Origin of the sequence: Paenibacillus sp. FSL P2-0089, from assembly GCF_038595095.1 — a bacterium.
Lineage (GTDB): Bacteria > Bacillota > Bacilli > Paenibacillales > Paenibacillaceae > Paenibacillus_AQ > Paenibacillus_AQ silagei.
Window position 1 is genome coordinate 4,110,230 of the sequence record NZ_CP152006.1, and the last position, 18,722, is coordinate 4,128,951.

General features: G+C 55.2%; 16 protein-coding genes. 7 read left to right on the forward strand and 9 right to left on the reverse strand.

Translation table 11 applies throughout. From position 1 onward, the window contains the following. Window positions 1-14 precede the first annotated feature (14 nt). Window positions 15-1,613 (reverse strand): response regulator, encoded by a 1,599-nt coding sequence (locus NST69_RS17035; protein ID WP_342546422.1) that lies wholly within the window; start codon window positions 1,611-1,613, stop codon window positions 15-17. Between the two features lie 234 nt (window positions 1,614-1,847). Between NST69_RS17035 and NST69_RS17040 the strand changes: the two genes are divergently transcribed. Both NST69_RS17040 and NST69_RS17045 read left to right on the forward strand, forming a co-directional pair. Next, window positions 1,848-2,600, forward strand: a complete 753-nt coding sequence (locus NST69_RS17040) for a YdcF family protein (RefSeq protein WP_342546423.1) — start codon at window positions 1,848-1,850, stop codon at window positions 2,598-2,600. 60 nt (window positions 2,601-2,660) lie between these two features. Next, window positions 2,661-3,476: an aminoglycoside phosphotransferase family protein gene (locus NST69_RS17045; protein ID WP_342546425.1), complete on the forward strand. Its 816-nt coding sequence runs from the start codon at window positions 2,661-2,663 to the stop codon at window positions 3,474-3,476. 46 nt (window positions 3,477-3,522) lie between these two features. On the opposite strand, the gene ybaK is transcribed toward NST69_RS17045, so the two are convergent. From ybaK to NST69_RS17065, 4 genes are all read right to left on the reverse strand, one after another. Then, window positions 3,523-3,999 carry a Cys-tRNA(Pro) deacylase gene (gene ybaK / locus NST69_RS17050; protein WP_342546426.1) on the reverse strand — a complete coding sequence of 159 codons (477 nt, stop codon included), beginning with the start codon at window positions 3,997-3,999 and terminating at the stop codon, window positions 3,523-3,525. Window positions 4,000-4,011: 12 nt separating this feature from the next. Continuing rightward, window positions 4,012-4,284, reverse strand: coding sequence for a YolD-like family protein (locus NST69_RS17055; RefSeq protein ID WP_268748447.1), 273 nt, complete (start codon window positions 4,282-4,284; stop codon window positions 4,012-4,014). A gap of 85 nt (window positions 4,285-4,369) precedes the next feature. Further along, on the reverse strand, window positions 4,370-5,794 hold the full coding sequence (gene aspA, locus NST69_RS17060; protein WP_339310098.1) for an aspartate ammonia-lyase: 1,425 nt from the start codon (window positions 5,792-5,794) through the stop codon (window positions 4,370-4,372). Between the two features lie 239 nt (window positions 5,795-6,033). Further along, a complete protein-coding gene (locus NST69_RS17065) occupies window positions 6,034-7,707 on the reverse strand; it encodes a hypothetical protein (protein ID WP_342546429.1) in 1,674 nt (557 codons plus the stop codon). A 225-nt stretch (window positions 7,708-7,932) separates the two neighbouring features. Between NST69_RS17065 and kduI the strand changes: the two genes are divergently transcribed. The 3 genes from kduI to kduD are packed head-to-tail and all read left to right on the forward strand — an operon-like array spanning window position 7,933 to window position 10,350. Next, on the forward strand, window positions 7,933-8,766 hold the full coding sequence (gene kduI, locus NST69_RS17070) for a 5-dehydro-4-deoxy-D-glucuronate isomerase (protein ID WP_036724811.1): 834 nt from the start codon (window positions 7,933-7,935) through the stop codon (window positions 8,764-8,766). 34 nt (window positions 8,767-8,800) lie between these two features. Further along, a complete protein-coding gene (locus NST69_RS17075) occupies window positions 8,801-9,556 on the forward strand; it encodes a DeoR/GlpR family DNA-binding transcription regulator (RefSeq protein WP_209878561.1) in 756 nt (251 codons plus the stop codon). A 38-nt stretch (window positions 9,557-9,594) separates the two neighbouring features. Further along, window positions 9,595-10,350, forward strand: coding sequence for a 2-dehydro-3-deoxy-D-gluconate 5-dehydrogenase KduD (gene kduD, locus NST69_RS17080; protein WP_342546433.1), 756 nt, complete (start codon window positions 9,595-9,597; stop codon window positions 10,348-10,350). A gap of 94 nt (window positions 10,351-10,444) precedes the next feature. Here kduD and NST69_RS17085 read toward each other — a convergent pair whose 3' ends face one another. Then, a complete protein-coding gene (locus NST69_RS17085) occupies window positions 10,445-10,975 on the reverse strand; it encodes a hypothetical protein (protein WP_342546435.1) in 531 nt (176 codons plus the stop codon). 235 nt (window positions 10,976-11,210) lie between these two features. Between NST69_RS17085 and NST69_RS17090 the strand changes: the two genes are divergently transcribed. Next, on the forward strand, window positions 11,211-11,846 hold the full coding sequence (locus NST69_RS17090; RefSeq protein ID WP_342546437.1) for an NUDIX domain-containing protein: 636 nt from the start codon (window positions 11,211-11,213) through the stop codon (window positions 11,844-11,846). A gap of 106 nt (window positions 11,847-11,952) precedes the next feature. Here NST69_RS17090 and NST69_RS17095 read toward each other — a convergent pair whose 3' ends face one another. Further along, window positions 11,953-14,031: a beta-galactosidase gene (locus NST69_RS17095; protein WP_342546438.1), complete on the reverse strand. Its 2,079-nt coding sequence runs from the start codon at window positions 14,029-14,031 to the stop codon at window positions 11,953-11,955. A gap of 190 nt (window positions 14,032-14,221) precedes the next feature. On the opposite strand from NST69_RS17095, the gene NST69_RS17100 reads away from it, so the two are divergent. Next, on the forward strand, window positions 14,222-15,094 hold the full coding sequence (locus NST69_RS17100) for an AraC family transcriptional regulator (protein ID WP_342546440.1): 873 nt from the start codon (window positions 14,222-14,224) through the stop codon (window positions 15,092-15,094). A gap of 81 nt (window positions 15,095-15,175) precedes the next feature. Here NST69_RS17100 and NST69_RS17105 read toward each other — a convergent pair whose 3' ends face one another. Then, a complete protein-coding gene (locus tag NST69_RS17105) occupies window positions 15,176-16,915 on the reverse strand; it encodes an ABC transporter ATP-binding protein (protein WP_209879558.1) in 1,740 nt (579 codons plus the stop codon). Then, entirely contained in the window at window positions 16,912-18,651 is a 1,740-nt protein-coding gene (locus NST69_RS17110; RefSeq protein ID WP_342546442.1) for an ABC transporter ATP-binding protein, read from the reverse strand. Before NST69_RS17110 ends, NST69_RS17105 begins: the two co-directional genes overlap by 4 nt. Between the last annotated feature and the right edge of the window lie 71 nt (window positions 18,652-18,722).

The following is an 18,722-nucleotide window of genomic DNA, read 5'->3' on the forward strand; positions in this document are numbered from 1 at the left end:
CTCCTCCAATCCGCTTAGCTCCTGACCGATTGCTTGTATTCCTGCGGCAGCTTGCCGAATTGCTTCTTGAACATGTCACTGAAATGCCGCGCGTTGTTGTAGCCGACCCGGTCGGCAATCTCGTAGACCATCAGATCACTCTGCAGCAGCAGCCGCTGGGCATGACCCATCCGCACTTCGGTAACATAATTCTTGAAGTTCTGGCCGGTATGCTTCTTGAAGAAGCTGCTGAAATAATAGGGATTCATATACACCATGGCGGCTATGGACTCCAGCGTAATATTCTCGGCATAATGCTCCTCCACATAGGTTTTCACCTGCGCAAGCTGCGGCATTTCCTTGCTGGAGATCCGGCAGATCAGCTGCTCGGACATTTTGGACAGGACCGCTTCAAATTCCTGCTGCAGTGCGCCGAAGGTCGGGGCATCCGCCAGCTTTTCCAGCAGCGGCTTCTCTCCCTGATTCAACAACCCCGCATCCGCGCCGAAGTCAGCCATATCCTGTTCAAGCTGGATCACGGCATTATACACATAGGACACCGCCTGGTTCCGGCTATCTCCAGAGAGCAGCCGCACGGTCTCCAGCAGCTCGCCCGTTAATGCCGTTAGCCGCTCCTTGTCGAGTGATTTGAGCGCTTCCGGCAGGCTGCCCTGGATGGCAGCAAGTGCAGATACAGGTACAGCGGCCTCCAATGACTCTTCGGGATAGGGAATTACCCGGTTCAATCCGGCGAAATATCTGAATCTTAGCGCTTTCAGCGCTGACTGGTAGGAATCCGCCGCCTCTTCAATGCCGCTGGCCGGGCGCCCGATGCCTACCGACACCTGCAGCTTCAGAAAGCTGTTGATTTTGTGATGCAGATCCTCCATTAATTGCTGCGGTTCATTCAGATGCTCATGCTGGAGCAGCACCCCGAAACGCTCTCCTTTGCGGAACACATACCCGTTGCCCCTGCTGTCCACTGTCTCCTTGATGATGTTCAGCAATGCGAATTCCACCAGCTTGCGTTCCCGTTCCTCCCAGCGCGAAGGCTGGCCGCTGTATTCATCCGTCTCAATGACACATACGCTGGCATAGCGGGTAATCGCCGTGCTGCCCATCCGGGCAAGCGTAGCTGCCGCAGCCTTATTGCCGTCGGTCAGCTGCTCCAGCTGCTCCTCAACCGTAACAGACAGGTTCTTCCGCTCATAGGATTTGAGCATTTCCTTGTTGCGCTCTTCTTCGGACTCCTGGCGGATCACCGTTACTGCGCGGATCACTACCTGCTCCAGCTGTCCCGTATTCACCGGCTTGACCAGATAATCCAGCGCCCCGTATTGTACCGCTTGCTGGGCATAACTAAATTCCTGATAGGCGCTAATAAAGACCACTTTGATCGGACGCCCGGAATGATGAATTTCACGGATAATATCTATACCCGAATAACCCGGCATACTGATGTCACTGATAATGAGATCGGGATGACAGCTGTCGATCATCGCCTTCAGCTCTATCCCGTCACATGCTTCCCCTACTATATCAAGCCCGAGCCTCTCCCAGGCTATGAGCTTCTTCAGCCCGCGCAGAATAACCGGCTCGTCATCCGCAAGCAGCACCCGTATGGTTCTGTTCATTGCTGCACCTCCGCATGGTTGTCATTGATATATTATTACAGGATTGCGGCTGTTTCAGTCTGTATTCATTATTGAAGAGATGCATCCAATTATACTGTATCATGACACCTCCGGCAGCCAGGTGAAGCTTTTTAAGAGGAAAGCGCAGTTTTTTAAGACAATTGTGAAGCTGGGAACTCCCGCCGGACTCGTGGTACAATATCTGATATGATCCTCGAAAAAGTTGGTGAACTCTTGATCTATCTCATTAAATTCGTATACAGCTTTATCTTGCCGCCCGGGATATTCGTCCTGCTGCTCCTGGGGATGGTAGTCTGGCTGTGGAAAAATAACCGCCGTCCCGCAATCGTGCTGCTGGCAGTCACGCTCCTGCTCTATCTGTCGATGACCTCTGCTGTCAGCGACACGCTGATCGGAAGCCTGGAGCGGAAGTACCCTCAGCCTGCTTCCGCAGAGGGGGATGTGATCGTAATCCTCGGCGGCGGGGCCACCTCCGGCACCCCGGATCTGGACGGGCAGGGCAATATGTCCGGTCCGGCAGCGAACCGGCTGCTGGCAGCTGCGCGGCTGTACCGCGAGACCGGCCTGCCGATTATTTTCTCCGGGGGACAGGTATTCGCCGACAGCGGCAACGAAGCGGATATCGCCCGGCGGCAGCTCATCGGCCTCGGCATCCCCGCAGAGGACATCCTGCCGGAGAACCGCTCGCTCAATACGGAGCAGAATGCGGTCAACACCGCGAAGCTCATGCAGGAGCATGGCTTCAGCCGTCCTGTTCTGGTGACCTCCGGCTTCCATATGCCGCGCAGCATGGTCCAGTTCGGGCATGCCGGACTAACCCCGCAGCCTTTTCCCGTGGATTACCAGGCCAGCCGTCCCGTGTCACTCTATGTAAGCAAATTCACTCCGTCTGCCGGAGCCGTCTCCACTACCGGACTGGCGCTGAAGGAGTATCTGGGGTTAATCGCTGCGAAGCTGCTGCCTTGACCCCTGCAGCTAGCTGCACGCGGCCGGACGCCCATCCAAGAAAGCGAGGTGCCGTAACCAGTGAACCCGTATGATGAAGAGAAGTTAACCGGCGGAAATGTAAACGAGATTATCCGCAAGGCAGACACCGTCTACCGTCCCACAGGGAGCTGGAGCACAAGTATTCATGCACTGCTACAGCATTTGGAGCAGCAGAATTTCGCAGGAGCACCCAGATTCCTGGGTGTAGATGAAGCTGGGCGCGAAATCCTATCCTTTCTTCCCGGCGAGGTTGCGGGCAACGCTTATCCTGAGCTGGAGCCGTACATGTGGTCGGAAGAGGCCCTTACGGGCCTGGCGCGCCTGCTGCGCAGCTATCATGATGCAACGGTGGGCTTCGTACCGAATAGTATACATACGGAGTGGCAGCTTCCCTATGCCGATCCTGACGCACATGAAGTGATCTGCCATAATGACGCGGCGCTGTACAACGTGGTGTTTCAGCATGGTTCGCCCGTGGCGCTGATTGATTTCGACATGGCTGGTCCAGGCCCGCGCCTATGGGACATTGCCTATACCCTCTATACTTCAGTACCGCTCGCCGGTTTTGCACCCGACTATCTGACAGGCTCCACGGTACCTTATCAGGCAGACCTGCATGCGGCAGACCGGCAGCGGCGGATTGAGCTGTTTTTTGAAGCCTACGGACTCGCTGTCCCGGAAGATCTGCATGTCTGGTTGACCCGGCGGCTCACGGCTATGTGCGATACGCTGAAGAAGGAGGCCGGGGCGGGCAATCCTGCTTTTGTCACAATGGTGGAAGAAGGCCACCTGGCCCACTACGAGCGCGAGCTGCAATTCATAGCGGAGCATTACAGCGAATGGACTACTGCTTGAAGCAAAAGCCGGAACCCTACACACATAGGAGTTCCGGCTTTATTCGTTACACTTCCTCTTTAATCAACTCTGTAAAAACCGCAGACACCTCTTCAGCCAGCAGCTTCGGCTCAAGCTCCATCTGAACGCCAATCCGGCCTGCGCTGACCGCGATTGTCTCAAGCTCCGCCGCACTGCTGTGAATGAACGTAGGGTAAAGCTTCTTCATCCCGACAGGGGAACAGCCCCCGCGGACATATCCCGTGTGCTTCAGCAGGTCCTTCAGCGACAGCAGCTCAATCTTCTTCACTCCGGCGGCTCTGGCGGCTCTCTTCAGATCCAGCTCCTCAGCAACCGGGATCACATAGACATACGGCTGCGGTCCGCTGTGTGCGACCAGTGTCTTGAATACTACCTCAGGAGGCAGGCCAATCTTCTCAGCAACCGCTGTTCCGTGAATCAGCCCGTCCTCATTGTCGTAGCTATGAATGGTGTAGCTTATCTTCCTTGCATCCAGTATGCGCATGGCATTCGTTTTGTTCATCTGCCGCTCCCCCTAATCCCGGGGATAATTGATTTGCATAATGTCCATGAACGGCACCTTGATAATCTCTTCGTTATTTCTGACATGCACCCTGCCGGTACGCGAATCCATCTCTACAATCACCCCGCGCACCTCTTCTTCCTTCCCCCAGACCGTCAGCAGAATCTCGGAATCCTCCTGCTTCGCCTCTACCAGCTGGTTGCCCAGCTCCTCAAGCACGAATTCGTCGCGGGTGGGACGTTTTGCCACTTTTGCCTTCGCCACACTTTGCCTCCAGTAAGCCATTACAGAATATAGGATAATGCCCGGTGTAAATGCTCGTGTCTATTATACCATGAGAGCAAGCCTGATTTTACACAAATCACGATTATTATTCATGATTCAAAAGCGCTGCCCCCGCGATGCCGGGATGGGTCATTTCATACGGGTCCAGAATCAGGTTCAGCTCTTCCTCGCTAAGCACATTGTACTTCAGACACAAGGCCCGCACCGATTCTCCGGTCAGAATAGCTTCCCTGGCAATCCGCGAGACGACCTCATACCCCAGATGCGGGTTCACGGCGGTAATGATGCCGACGCTTCTCTCTACCTCACGCGCAAGCTTCTCCTTGTTGGCTTCAATCCCTGCCAGACAATAGTCGGTGAACACCCGGAAGGAATTGTTCATGATGCTGATCGACTGAATCAGATTGAACACCATCACCGGCTCCATAACGTTCAGCTCCAGTTGACCGGCCTGAGCAGCGAGGCAGATCGTATGATCATTGCCAATCACCTGAAAAGCCACCTGGTTAATCACCTCGGCCATCACAGGATTCACCTTACCGGGCATGATGGACGATCCCGGCTGGCGGGCCGGCAGCGTAATTTCATTGAAGCCGGAACGCGGGCCCGAGGCCATCAGGCGCAGGTCATTGGCGATTTTGGACATATTCATCATGCAGACCTTCAGCGAGGCCGAGACTTCGGTATAGGCATCCGTATTCTGCGTAGCATCCACCAGATGCTCCGCGCTGACCAGCGGCAGACCGCTGATCTCGGCCAGCAGCTCGACGACCCGCTTGATGTACCGGGGATCGGCGTTCAGTCCGGTACCTACGGCGGTCGCGCCCATGTTCACCTCATACAGATGACCGCGCGTATGCTCGATCCGCTGAATATCACGCTCCAGCACCCGGCTGTACGCCTCGAATTCCTGTCCGAGACGAATCGGCACCGCATCCTGCAGGTGGGTCCGCCCCATTTTAATCACAGAATCGAATTCAGCCGCCTTCTGCAAAAACACACCGTGCATCGTCCGCATCGTAATCAGCAGCTGCTCCAGCAGCGATAGCGTGGCAATATGAATCGCCGTCGGAAAAGCATCGTTCGTCGATTGCGCCATATTCACATGAGTGTTCGGACTGAGCTGCAGGTAATCCCCCTTGGCCTTGCCCAGCAGCTCCAGCGCACGGTTCGCAATCACTTCATTGGCATTCATATTCAGCGAGGTGCCTGCGCCGCCCTGAATCGGATCAACGATGAACTGCTCATCCCAGTTCCCCGCGATCACCTCGTCTGCCGCTTGGACGATGACCTCACCCAGGCCCTTATAGAGGCGGCCGATTTCCATGTTGGCGAGCGCAGCGGATTTTTTGACAATCCCCATCGCCTTGATTAATTCATGATGCACACGGTAGCCTGTAATCGGGAAATTCTCCACCGCCCGGAGGGTCTGTATCCCGTAATAGGCCTGATGCTCCACTTGCTTGCTGCCCAAAAAATCCTTCTCCAGCCGATATTCCGTCTCTGTCATCCTGCTCTCCCCCATGTCTTCAGTAGTAGATCCTCTGCTGCAAATTAGTCAACTTATTCTTTCCTTGCAGCACCAAAGATATTACCTTCATTGCTGCGCCATGCTTAAGGCCAATGCGGGTAGCGCAAAGAACCCGGCAGCCATTGCTGACCCCCGGGCTCTATGTCATTGTAGCTTAAAATTTAAGATAGTTCCAATCCGAAAAAATCCTAATGTCCCCAGGGAGCGAAGTGTCCCGTTTAGACCTTATAATGTTCAAATGATACCGGTTTCCCGTTAATCAACGCCTGTATTCCCGTATGCTTATTGTCTATGCTGAGCTGCAGGCGCTCATTCCCGATCCAGGCCGTATACGCTGCCGAGAGGATCTCTCCTTCCGTAAATTCCGGTGTCCGCTGTATAGCGGCTGCGGCAAATTCCTCAAGACTGTATATCCCCAGCTCCGCCGCCTGATCTGTGCTTAACGCTTCAACCACGACGGCTCCGGGCATGTTCTTGGACGTTACCTCCAGATAGGATGGCCGCTCCAGCAGTTCATATTCCTGTGATAGATAGACGGCAAAATACACATTGCCCGCATAGCCAAGCAGCGCCTTGGGCTGCCTGATCCATTCGCCTAACGGGAGCACCCCGACGATGGCCGTATCCTCTCCTTCGGGCACCGGGAACAGCGACAGGATCGTGTTCTGATGATATAGTACCTCCATATAAGGACTCTGGTGCCGGGGATCTCCTGGCTGATAGCCTTGACCCGGATGGAAAAAATAAAGCCGGTTCACGCCCGCCGCCGCCGGAACCGGGAGCGAGAAGGCCCAGCGCAGCTGCTCATTGTCGAATTCCTCCACCCGCTCCCACATCCCGCCTGCCGCGTAATCCTTGCAGATATAGGCGTAAGAATGCAGCGCCGGCTGGCGCTCCGTGGAACCGGCAACTACTTTCTCAGTCTTCTTGCAGACTTCTGCCGGTAACCGGCGGTTCAGGGCTGCGGAACGCACCTCCTCCGGCGCTTCATAATAGAGGAACCCTGCATATTCAGTACGGGGCATCTCCTCAGGCAGCGCGAAATCCCCGAACTGCACATAGTCGTGCAGCAGATTGCCGTCTGCCGGAACATCATGCGGCCAGCCCCGGGAATGGGCGCCCGCCCAGGCGCCTTTAAGGTACCACTGGCTCCGCTCGGTCCACAGGAAGTCCAGCATCTCGCCAAGCGTCTCTCTGACGCTGTTGTCTGTTTCAAGCTCCCAGGCGCAGGTGAACGCCTGCACCCAGTGCCAGAACCACGGCAGGCTGCCGTATTCCGGCATGCCCTTCGCCCGGATATGCGCCAGCGTCAGCTCCAGACTGTGCCGCCCGTCCTCCCTCAGCAGATCATCCTCGAACAGCTTGCCGAAGATCAGCTTGGCGGCCGTATATTTGGCTTCATGATGGCCGAAGGTCGCTACCTGCTTACGGAAGAAAGCGCTGCGGTAGATATGGCCGATAGCCGTATGGAACGCCACCCGCAGTCCCGCGCTGAACCGGTCGCAATATTGCCGGTTGAACCAGACCATCAGGCTGCCCATAATCTCAACCGGCAGCTCATGCGGTGCAGCCTCTCCCGGAGTGGGATGCAGCCCCAGCGGCCAATGTCCATAGAGGGGGGTCCCCGGCATCCGGTTCTGGAGCCTAACGGTTTCTAATAGTACAGACTCGGCTTTCCGCTTGGCATCCTCCTTGCCAAACGGCAGCTCCAGGGTGTCATCCACCGCAGCGGCAAACAGATAAGACGCATAATAGAAGTTGTTCCGCACATCATCATGGAACCAGAGTCCGCTGTACAGCAGCGGGCGGCGCTCCGCCTCCACCGCGATAGCGGATATAATCTGCCGCTGGCGTATTTTAGAAGTCGTCTGTTGCTGAGGCATATCTGCCATCTCGTTCACCCTCCGTAGGTATGAATTCCATATTTTTAATCCTGAATAATTCCCCTGTACTCCAGCTCTATTGTGCACGCTTTCAGTTCAGATGGCAAACTTATTCCCGAACAAATAAACTAAAATAAACATACTAAAAAAGATTATGCTTGATAAATGAACGTAAATGGATTAAGTTGTACCTATACGAACGAAAATATATTTTCTAAGGAGACTGAATATTCGATGGAAAGACGTTTTGCATCACATCCGAATGAAGTGAAGCAGTTTGACACTGAGCGCCTGCGTAAGGAGTTCCATATCCCGGTTATCTTTGCACCAGACGAGCTGAAGCTTGTCCTGACCCATGAAGACCGCATGATCGTTGGCGGAGCGAATCCGGTGAACGGAGAGGTGACTCTGACTACGGACCTCAAGGAGCTTGGCGTAACTTACTTCCTGGAACGCCGCGAACTGGGAATCATCAATGTCGGCGGCCCGGGTTCGGTTGTTGTGGACGGTACTGAATATGAGGTTGATTTCAAGGAATGCCTGTATGTGGGTCAAGGCTCGAAGGATGTTATTTTCAAGAGTGCGGACAGCGCTAAGCCGGCAAAATTCTATCTGAATTCCGCTCCGGCACACCAGTCTTACCCGACTACGAAGACTACGCTCGCTGAATCCGAATCCGGAGCCATGGGCGGTCTGGAGAATTCCAACGAACGGACGATTCACCGCTTCATCCACACGAACGGCGTGCAGAGCGCACAGCTTGTAATGGGAATGACTCAGCTGAAGCCGGGCAGCATGTGGAACACCATGCCATCCCACACGCATCCGCGCCGGATGGAAGCCTACTTCTATTTCGATCTGCCGGATGATTCCATCGTCTTCCACCTGATGGGCGAGCCGACCGAGACCCGCCACATCGTAATGCACAATGAACAGGCTGTCATCTCGCCAAGCTGGTCCATTCACAGCGGTGTCGGTACACATAACTATACCTTCATCTGGAGCATGGCCGGAGACAACAAGCGGTATGATGATATGGACCCCGTAGGGATGAAAGAATTACAATAGTAGCAAATCAACTACGGAAAGATGAGGCAGGCGGATGAACCCGATACGGCGGCACGAGATGATTATGGAAGTTATGCTGAACCAGAAGGATGTAACCGTGAATGAATTGAGCGACAAGCTCCAGGTCACTGGCAAAACGATCCGCGAGGACTTAAGCAAGCTGGAGGAGCAGGGACTGATTATGCGCGTCCACGGCGGTGCCGTGCTGGCACAGAGCGATCAGTTCGGCATTCTGCCCCTGCGCAATCCGCTGGATAAATACGCCGAGGAGAAGACGGAGATTGCCCGGCGTGCGCTGGCGCATATCGCTCCGGATGACATCATTGCCCTGGACGGCGGAAGCACAACGCTTGAGATTGCCCGGCGGCTTACGAATATGCCTCTTACGGTCATTACCAATGATGTCTACATCATCAGTGAGCTGGTCCAGAGAGATAACATCCGTCTGGTCGTACCCGGCGGCTACCGTGTCCGCAATATGCTGGCCGGTCCCGAAGCCGTGTCCTATGTACAGAAGCTTAATATTCAAAAAGCCTTTCTCTCGGCCACAGCCGTTCATATTGAACACGGCCTGTCCATCTATACCGGCGATCTTATAGATTTCAAACAGGCGCTAGTCTCCACAGCCCGTCAGGTGTTCGCCGCTTGCGATCATCACAAGTTCGGACAGACCGCGCTGCGCACCTTCGCCTCCCTGCAGGAGGTCGATGTGCTGCTGACAGACAGCGGGCTTGCCCCGGAGACCGCAGAGCTGTTCCGCAAGGCCGGCGTCAACATTGAATGCGGCTAATTTCACAATTCAAATCGCTCAAAGGAGAGAATAATCATATGTCATCTTTATTCAGCTTGGCAGGTAAGACAGCAATCGTAACAGGCGCAGCACAAGGTCTTGGACAAGGCATTGCCATCGCCTTCGCAGAAGCCGGTGCAGACGTAGTCTCTGTATCTCTTAATTCCAGTGACGAGACCGTAGCAGCCTGTGAAGCTTTTGGCGTCAAAGCACTGAGTATCGCCACAGACCTCAGCGACCATTCCAAGCTTCAAGGCATGTTCGACGAAGCAGTTGCCTTCACCGGCAAAGTGGATATCCTAGTCAACTGTGCAGGCATGATCCGCCGTACTCCGGCCAAGGACCACAGTGAGAAAGACTGGTTCGATGTCATTAACCTCAACCAGAACACTGTCTTCCTGCTGTCCCAGATCGTCGGCCGCCACTTCCTCGAAAGAGGCAATGGTAAAATCATCAACATCGCCTCCATGCTCTCCTACCAGGGCGGCATCAACGTGCCGGGCTACACCGCAAGCAAGCATGCCGTAGCCGGTCTGACCAAAGCCTTCGCCAATGAATGGGCAGGCTCGGGCCTTAACATCAACGCGATTGCTCCAGGCTACATGGCTACAGAGAACACCGCTCCTATCCGTGCGGACCAGAGCCGCTCCGACTCCATCCTTGACCGTATTCCAGCCGGACGCTGGGGCACTGCCGATGATGTGAAGGGACCTGCCGTATTCCTGGCCTCCGCAGCATCCGACTACCTGAACGGCCACATTCTGAATGTGGATGGCGGCTGGCTGGCTAGATAAGTATAGGCTAGTATACGGCCATTACAAGATTTAATAGAGAAAGACCCCCGGGGCTTCGATTGAAGCTCGGGGGGTCTTTTGCCGCTTATAAGGATCAGGCTGTCGGGTCGCTGAAGACCACGAATTGTTCCGGATTCGCACGGATGTACTCCGCGATGATCCGCAGGCTGCCTGCTGTGATCTGCTGATACCGGGTGTAGAGTCCGCTTACCGCAGTTTGAAGCTCACTATCTGTGTTCAGGTCTGGGATCGCCGCCTCGCCCCAGCCTCGTCCTACCCGCCGGTTCCTCGCTGCGAATATCCCCTTAGACTCTTCCAGAAGCTGAATAAGTGCAAAGTCTCCAAAATACTGCAGTCCCTCCAGCACCCCCTCCCAATGCCCGGGCTGATCCAGCAGATAGCAAATCCACCCATAGTATTCTTCGGCAGAGTTAGAACTATGGCCATACAGAATCCGGAACATACAGAGTGCCTTCTGTCCTCTTCCAAGATGCGAGATCGCCTCATTCTTCACCTCCGGAGATTTCGCGCGGATCTGCTGGAAGGTCGGCTCCATACAGGCCCAGCCGAGCCGCTCGGCGCTTAGGGATTCGAAAGTAATACGGTCCATCGTTACCAGCGTCACTAATGTTCCTCCTCAATTGTTATACATATAGAACAGGAATCCGGCCAGAGCGAGGCCGAAGCCACAGCCTTCATGGCGCCCCCGTTCATCCATCATGTGCTCTAGGGCTCTATCCTCTAATTTACTGGATATTATTGTATTTCCTTATTTATGGTAAGCTGTTTATAACTTATCGTCAACCCATGCGCGGTATCGTGCACGGGATCAATTAGCATTTTGTGAAGGAGCAACTATTATGGTCCAGGAAATACTTACTACGTTTGATGAACAAGGGAACCGGACGGGGACGGCTCCCCGGGACGAGGTTCACCGCCAAGGTCTCTGGCATGAGACCTTCCACTGCTGGTTTGTCCGCAAAGCTGACAGCGGGCTGAGGATCTGCCTCCAGCTGCGCAGTCAGCAGAAGAGAGATTATGCCGGGCTGCTCGATATCACTGCTGCCGGGCATCTGCTGGCTGACGAGACCGTTATGGACGGTATCCGCGAGGTACAGGAGGAACTGGGACTTTCAATTGCTTTTGACGAGTTGCAGCCGCTGGGGGTCATCCCCTACCAGATGGATTCCGCCGGATTCATGGACCGTGAACGGGCGCATGTATTTGTCTACGAGAACCGCTATGCACTAAGTGAATTCACCCCGCAGCTGGAAGAAGTGGCTGGAATCGTAGAGGCCCGCTTCGCTGACTTCCGCAGCTTCATCTCGGGAGCAGACAACACGCTTCATGTGCAGGGCTTCCAGGTCACCGGGAACGGTGAACGAACGGACATCGACGAGCTGGTGAACTTCACGCACTTTGTCCCGCATGAGCGTGAATACTTCAGGCGGGTGATTGAGGGGATTGAGCGGTTGTACGGTCCAGCCACAACCTAAAGCATACTCAAAAGGCAGAACCCGTCGACGGGGTTCTGCCTTCTTTTGTAACTCACTCTATCTGTGCTGATACTTGTAACTATATTACGCGATTTAGCTGCTTCACTTATGCTTTGGCCGCTGCGCGCTTCAGAATTGCCAGTCCATTCACTGCCAGCTTCAGCTCGGCCGGAGCCGCTGCGCCGGATTCTACATCAGTATAGGCTTGTCCGTCCAGCGTCACTACTTGCTCGGAGCCGCTGAAATTCTGCACGAATACATACTCATGCTCACCATCGGAACGCAGCTGGGCAGTTACACCGGTCGGAAGCTCACTGTTCAGTGTGCGGCTGATCCGCTCTTTTCCAGTAATTGCGGCGTACAGGTCCACATAGAACTGCGCGTCCTTCACACGTGTTGCCAGATGATAAGCCTTACCCGCTCCCAGCTTGTTCACAGTGAGTGCAGGTCTGCCGGCGTAAAAGTCGCTGCGGTAATGACCCAGCGCCTCCGCGCCTTCAAGATGAATCAGCTCGGCGATCTCATGCGCATCGTATTCCCCGCTCAACTTCAAGCTGTTGCCAGGGTCCAGCACCAGACCGTTCAGGTCGCGGCTGTGCAGCCCTTCTGTCTCTTCGGCCCAAATGCCCAGCGTTCTGCGCAGCGGTCCAGGGAAGCCGCCCAGGTGACACAGATCGGTCTCGCCGACCACTCCCGACCAATAGGTGGCAAGGAAGGTGCCGCCTTGCTCTACATACTTCTCAATCCGCTTCCCGTTCTCTTCGCTGATCAGGTACAGCATAGGAGCAATCACCAGCTTGTAGCCGGACAGGTCATCGCCTGAGCCTACCACATCCACCGGAATTCCCAGCTCCCACAGTCCCCGGTAATGCTGAAGCACCGTCTCTTCATATTTCAGGCCGGAATTGCGGATACCTTGGGCATCCTTTACCGCCCAGCGGTTATCCCAGTCGAACAAAATGGCTGTCTCAGCAGGAGTTGTTGTACCTACAACATCCTCCAGTCCCGCCAGGGTACGGCCTACCTCAGCTACATCCCTGAATACACGGGTCTCCGTGTGTCCGCTATGGTCGATCACCGCGCCGTGGAATTTCTCGCTGGAGCCGCGGCTTTTACGCCACTGGAAGTACTGTACAGAATCTGAACCATGCGCTACTGCCTGGAGTGAGGACAGCTTGTGCATTCCCGGACGCTTCAGCTTGCTGACAATCTGCCAGTTCGTGAGGGAAGGCGTGCTTTCCATGAGCAGGAACGGCTTCTTTTTGAAGCTGCGGTACATATCATGGTGCATCGCTGTCCAAGCGGCCAGACGAGCGTCATCATCGTCCTCGGTATATCCCCAGTCCGGGTAAGCATCCCATGATACCACATCAAGAATCTTCGCCATATTACGGTAGTCTACGCCGTCAATCATATGCATGTTGGTGGTCACCGGCAGGTCAGGGTTGAAGCCCCGCACCGCGTCAATCTCATGCTGGCAGAAGTTAATCGTCTGATCGCTTACGAACCGGCGCCAGTCCAGGTTAAGACCGTGAACCTGAGTCTCACCATGCGGAGCAGGGGACTCGATCTGTTCCCAGGAAGTATACGTATGGCTCCAGAAGGTAGCCCACCAAGCGTGGTTCACCTCATCCAGATCATTATTGTACTTCACCTTGAGCCAGTCTCTGAAGGCATCCTGACAGTAATTACAGTGACATTCGCCGCCGAATTCATTAGAGATATGCCAGCCGATTACTGCCGGGTGATGCGCATAACGCTCAGCAAGCTTGGAGTTGATCAGCGCTGTTTTTTCACGGTAGACCGGAGAAGTGAAGCAGTGATTATGACGGACGCCATGCAGGTTGCGCACCCGGTTCCGTTCCACCCGCAGCACTTCAGGATACTTCTCGGACATCCATGCCGGACGCGCACCGCTCGGAGTAGCCAGGAACGCATAAATACCATTCTCCGCAAAACGGTCCAGCAGCTGGTCCATCCACTCAAAGTTAAATACCCCTTCTTCGCGCTCCAGGGAGACCCAGGAGAAAATCCCGACAGACATGACATTACAGCCTGCCAGCTTCATCATGCGGATATCTTCTTCCAGCACCCCCGGATATTTCAGCCATTGCTCGGGATTATAGTCGGCGCCGTGAAGCATTACAGGAGCCTTGCTGCTGATTGCAGGAACTTTGCTGCTCATATTATTTCATCCTCTCGTTTAGGTGTGATGGTAGATGTCAGGATGGGACTTTTCACTGATACAATTTCTTCTGTGGCTCTGTCCCTCTTGCTTATAACGATTTACACTATTTATAATAAAGGATAATCCGTGATCAATGGTAGGATAATAATAGCGTTTGCATAGCACAAAATGAATATGAGGTGTTCGTATGCTCCCCTTCTCTCTGATTGAAATGCCGCGTGACCTGAATGCTTTCCCTCTCTATCCGTACTCTGTCGGCCGTCATATCCAGTATCACCATGTGCGTCCTGCCGGATTCCCGGTGCATCAGATTTTCCTGATCCGCAGCGGCAGCGGGCGGTTCCGTGACCTGGAGGACGGCACCGAAACGGTGCTGCAGCCTGGGATGGCCTATGCATTTCCGCCTGACCGCGGGCATGAATATTATCCGTTATCCCACGAGCCGTGGCATGTCGGCTTCATCGGGTTCCACGGCAGCCAGTCTGCCTCCGTTCTGGAGGGTCTTAGCCTGCTGCCGCCAGCCCCGTTCCGCCTCGAACGGTTCGAGGAGTGCTGGGAGATGCTCGGCGGGATCTGGCACACGGTGAATGGGAACAGCTCGGCGCGTCAGGAGGAACAGTCGATGCAGGACTTGTCGGTGACGCTGTACCGGCTGCTGCTGATGCTGCGCAGAAGTGAAGTCTCCACAGGTGCAGCGACCCGGCTGGAGAACGAAAACGTCCGCAACGAGGCACTGAACAAAGCAGTCAGCCTGATCAACGAGCATTTCACCGAGCCGCTGCTGATCACCAATCTGGCGGCGGCTGTCGGTTATTCCGTCCAGCATTTCCAGCGTCTGTTCCTGCAGGAATACGGGGTCACTCCGCATAAGTATCTGCAGAACCTGCGGCTGCAGCGCGCCATGCAGATGCTGACCGAGGACCCTGAGCGTCCCGTGCAGGATATCGCCCTCAACCTTGGCATGGAGACCAATTACTTCATCCGGGTCTTCCGCAAGGCCCATGGAGTGACTCCCGGAGTAATGCGCAGCCGGCTGCATCCGGGCAAGGATCATACCTAAGCTGCGCCGGGCTAAAAAATAGCTGCGGCACACTTCCAAAAGAAGTTCTGCCGCAGCTATTCACGCTAACCATATTCCTAGTTACACCGCCGTAAACTGGCTGTTGTACAAGCGGGCGTAGTAGCCTCCGCTCTCCAGCAGCCCGTCATGCGTTCCGCTCTCCACGATATCTCCATCCTTCATGAACAGGATGAGGTCCGCCTCGCGGATCGTGGACAGCCGGTGGGCAATGACGAAGCTGGTCCGCCCGGTGATCATCGCCAGGAACGCCTTCTGTATCCGCGCCTCTGTCAGCGTATCAATGCTGCTGGTCGCCTCATCCAGAATGAGCATCGGCGGATCAACCAGCATGACGCGGGCAATGGTGAGGAGCTGCTTCTGACCCTGAGAGAGATTATCTCCCGAGGTGCTGATCCTGGTGTCATAGCCTTCAGGCAGGCGCTTGATGAAGCTGTGCGCATTCGCGGCCTTGGCGGCCGCAATCACCTCCGCTTCGGAGGCCTCCGGCTTGCCGTAAGCAATGTTGTCGCGGATGGAAGCCCCGTACAGCCAGGTCTCCTGCAGCACCATGCCGAAATTGCGCCGCAGACTGTCGCGGGTGATGGAGGTAATATCTACTCCGTCAATCCGGATCGTTCCGCTGTCTACTTCATAGAAGCGCATCAGAAGGTTGACCAATGTGGTCTTGCCCGCCCCGGTCTGGCCGACGATTGCCACGCGTGTGCCCGGCTTCACCTCCAGGCTGAAGTCCTTGATCAGCGGGCGCTCCGGTGTATAAGCGAAGCTTACCTTGTCGAAGGTGATCGTCCCCCGGCTGTTCTCCATCACATATGCATCCGGCTGGTCCGGGGCTTCCTGCGGGAGATCCAGAATGGTGAAGATCCGCTGCGCCGAAGCTGTGGCGGACTGCAGCTGTGTGATCACACCGGTTATCTCATTGAACGGCTTCGCGAACAGACTGGAATAGATCAGGAAGCTGGACAGGTCCCCTACGGAGAACAGGTCTCCGATAACAAGCACACTTCCGATCATCGCAATCAGCGAGAAGGTGATATTATTAACCAGCCGCGTAGTCGGGTTCGAGAGCGAGCCATAGAACTGCGATTTCGTCCCTGTCTTGTACAGCTCATTATTCCGCTCCGCAAAGCCTGCAAAGGAGCGGTCCTCGTAATGATAAGCCTGCACCACCTTCTGCCCGCCGACGATTTCCTCAACATAGCCGTTCAGCCCCCCGAGAATCTTGGCCTGCTCACGGAACAGCTGCTGGGAGCGCATCGTAATGAAGCGGGCAACGAAGAAGGTTGCCGGGGCAGACAGCAGCACCACCAGCGTCATTATCGGGCTGATATAGAGCATCAGCCCGATGGCCCCCGCAATGGTTACGATCCCCGTCAACAGCGTAGAGAAGCCCTGCAGCAGCCCGTCAGAGACGGCATCCATGTCGTTCACGAACCGGCTGATGCTGTCGCCCTGGGGATGGTTATCATGGAACTTCAGCGGCAGGGCGTCCAGCTTGTCAAACAGCTCGCGGCGCAGGTCATAGACCGTGCGGAACGCCAGCTTATTCGTATAATAAGTGAGCAGCCAGCCGAAGAAGCTGCCGACCAGATATACACTGCCCAGAATCAGCAGCAGGCGCAGAATTTCCGGGAACTCCACCCGGTCCGGTCCGATCATATGGTCGATGGCGCGGCCAATCAGGAGCGGCCCGATCAGGCTGGCAACCACGCTCAGGATGGCGCAGAAGATAGCTCCATACGTTATTTTCCGGTACTCACGGGTATATTGAAACAGACGTTTCCAGGTCATTGTACTGGTCATTGTAAAGCCTCCTCGCTTGAGAGCTGTGACATGCAGATTTCCTGATAGACTGCGCAGCTCTCCAGCAGTTCCTCATGCGTACCGATTCCGGCAATCCGGCCTTCATCGAAGACGATAATCTGATCGGCCTGCCTTACTGTGCTCACCCGCTGGGATACAAGCAGTACGGTCATATCTGTACTGTTCTTGCTTAGTGCGCGGCGCAGTGCCGCATCCGTAGCGAAGTCCAGCGCACTGGAGGAATCATCCAGGATGAGAATCGGCGGACGTCCGACGACAGCGCGGGCAATGGTCAGGCGCTGCTTTTGGCCACCGGACAGGTTATGCCCGCCGCGTGCCACCAGCGTATCCAGCCCTTCCGGCAGCCGGGTGATGAACTCCTCTGCCTGGGCAACCGCCGCTGCAGCCATGATCTCGTCCCGGGTAGCAGACGCCTTCCCCCAGCGGATATTCTCGGCAATCGTGCCGGTGAACAGCACCGCCTTCTGCGGCACGATGCCTATTCTGCTGCGCAGCTGCTCCAGGCGGTAGTCCCGTACGTTTACACCCTCGACCCTAACCTCCCCTTCCACAGCGTCGTAGAAGCGCGGAATCAGATTCACGAAGGTGCTCTTGCCCGAGCCGGTACTGCCGATTAATCCTACCGTCTGCCCCTTGAGGATATCTACAGAGATATTTTCCAGGGCCAGCTCACCGGTCGTGTTATAGCCGAAAGAGACATTGCGGAAGGAAATCACCGGCGCTGCTCCGTCCCGCTTCGCAGCAGGTGCATGAGCAGGCACTTCAACAACCGAAGCTGTAATCGCCAGCACCTCATTGATGCGGCTGGCAGACGACGAGGCTTTGGTGAACAGAATGACCAGATTGGAGACTACGATCAGGGCCAGCAGGATCTGGGTTACATAGTTAATGAATGCAATAATCTCACCCTGCGACAGACTCCCGGCTTCAATGTGAATGCCGCCTGCCCATAGAATGGCAATAATCGCCGCGTTCACTACCAGTGTCGTCATCGGTCCCAACCAAGCGGAGATCCGTCCGACACGGATGGCCGTCTGCGTCAGATCCTCAGAGGCTTCATTGAAGCGCTGCTTCTCGCGGCGGCTCTCGGCGAAGGCCCGGATCACCCGGATGCCTGAGAGATTCTCGCTGAGCACCAGCGCCAGAGCGTCCAGCTTCGCCTGATATTTGCGGTACATCGGTGAACTGCGCGTAATGATGAAGTACAGAATAACACCGAAGACCGGAGTGGCGGCAATCAGGATCAGCGACAGGCGGAAATCCAGAATCATCGCCATAATAATAGCCCCGATACAGATGAATGGCGCACGGATGACCAGCCGGATGAGCATGGCTACTGCCAACTGCAGCTGGTTAACGTCGTTCGTGATCCGGTTGATCAGCGAAGGCGTGCCGATGACATCCAGCTCGGCATACGACAGCGAAGAGATGTGCTTGAACATTTTGTTGCGCAGCGTGGTGCCGAACCCCTGTGAAGCCCGCGCCGCATAATATTGACATACCATGGAGCAGCCGAAGCCCAGAATTGCCATCAGCACCATCAGGGACCCCATCCGGTAGACGTAGCTGCTATCCTGCTTGCCAATTCCGTTGTTGATGATCAGGGCTACAATCGTCGGCAGCAGCAGCTCGAGAATCGCCTCCAGCAGCTTGAAAATCGGCCCAATTGTCACTTCTTTCTTGTACGGTTTTAAGAATACTGCAATTTTGTGCACATTCATCCTCACCTAACTTAGCGTAGTATTTGAACTTCCACACCCTTAAAAGGGCGGGATTCTTAGCTAGT

Excerpts from the sequence above, each read along its gene's own strand:
- NST69_RS17035 (WP_342546422.1), bottom strand. The coding sequence starts at position 1,613 with ATGAACAGAACCATACGGGTGCTGCTTGCGGATGACGAGCCGGTTATT.
- ybaK (WP_342546426.1), bottom strand. The coding sequence starts at position 3,999 with ATGAACAAAACGAATGCCATGCGCATACTGGATGCAAGGAAGATAAGC.
- NST69_RS17055 (WP_268748447.1), bottom strand. The coding sequence starts at position 4,284 with ATGGCTTACTGGAGGCAAAGTGTGGCGAAGGCAAAAGTGGCAAAACGT.
- aspA (WP_339310098.1), bottom strand. The coding sequence starts at position 5,794 with ATGACAGAGACGGAATATCGGCTGGAGAAGGATTTTTTGGGCAGCAAG.
- NST69_RS17065 (WP_342546429.1), bottom strand. The coding sequence starts at position 7,707 with ATGGCAGATATGCCTCAGCAACAGACGACTTCTAAAATACGCCAGCGG.
- kduI (WP_036724811.1), top strand. The coding sequence starts at position 7,933 with ATGGAAAGACGTTTTGCATCACATCCGAATGAAGTGAAGCAGTTTGAC.
- NST69_RS17075 (WP_209878561.1), top strand. The coding sequence starts at position 8,801 with ATGAACCCGATACGGCGGCACGAGATGATTATGGAAGTTATGCTGAAC.
- kduD (WP_342546433.1), top strand. The coding sequence starts at position 9,595 with ATGTCATCTTTATTCAGCTTGGCAGGTAAGACAGCAATCGTAACAGGC.
- NST69_RS17090 (WP_342546437.1), top strand. The coding sequence starts at position 11,211 with ATGGTCCAGGAAATACTTACTACGTTTGATGAACAAGGGAACCGGACG.
- NST69_RS17095 (WP_342546438.1), bottom strand. The coding sequence starts at position 14,031 with ATGAGCAGCAAAGTTCCTGCAATCAGCAGCAAGGCTCCTGTAATGCTT.
- NST69_RS17100 (WP_342546440.1), top strand. The coding sequence starts at position 14,222 with ATGCTCCCCTTCTCTCTGATTGAAATGCCGCGTGACCTGAATGCTTTC.
- NST69_RS17105 (WP_209879558.1), bottom strand. The coding sequence starts at position 16,915 with ATGACCAGTACAATGACCTGGAAACGTCTGTTTCAATATACCCGTGAG.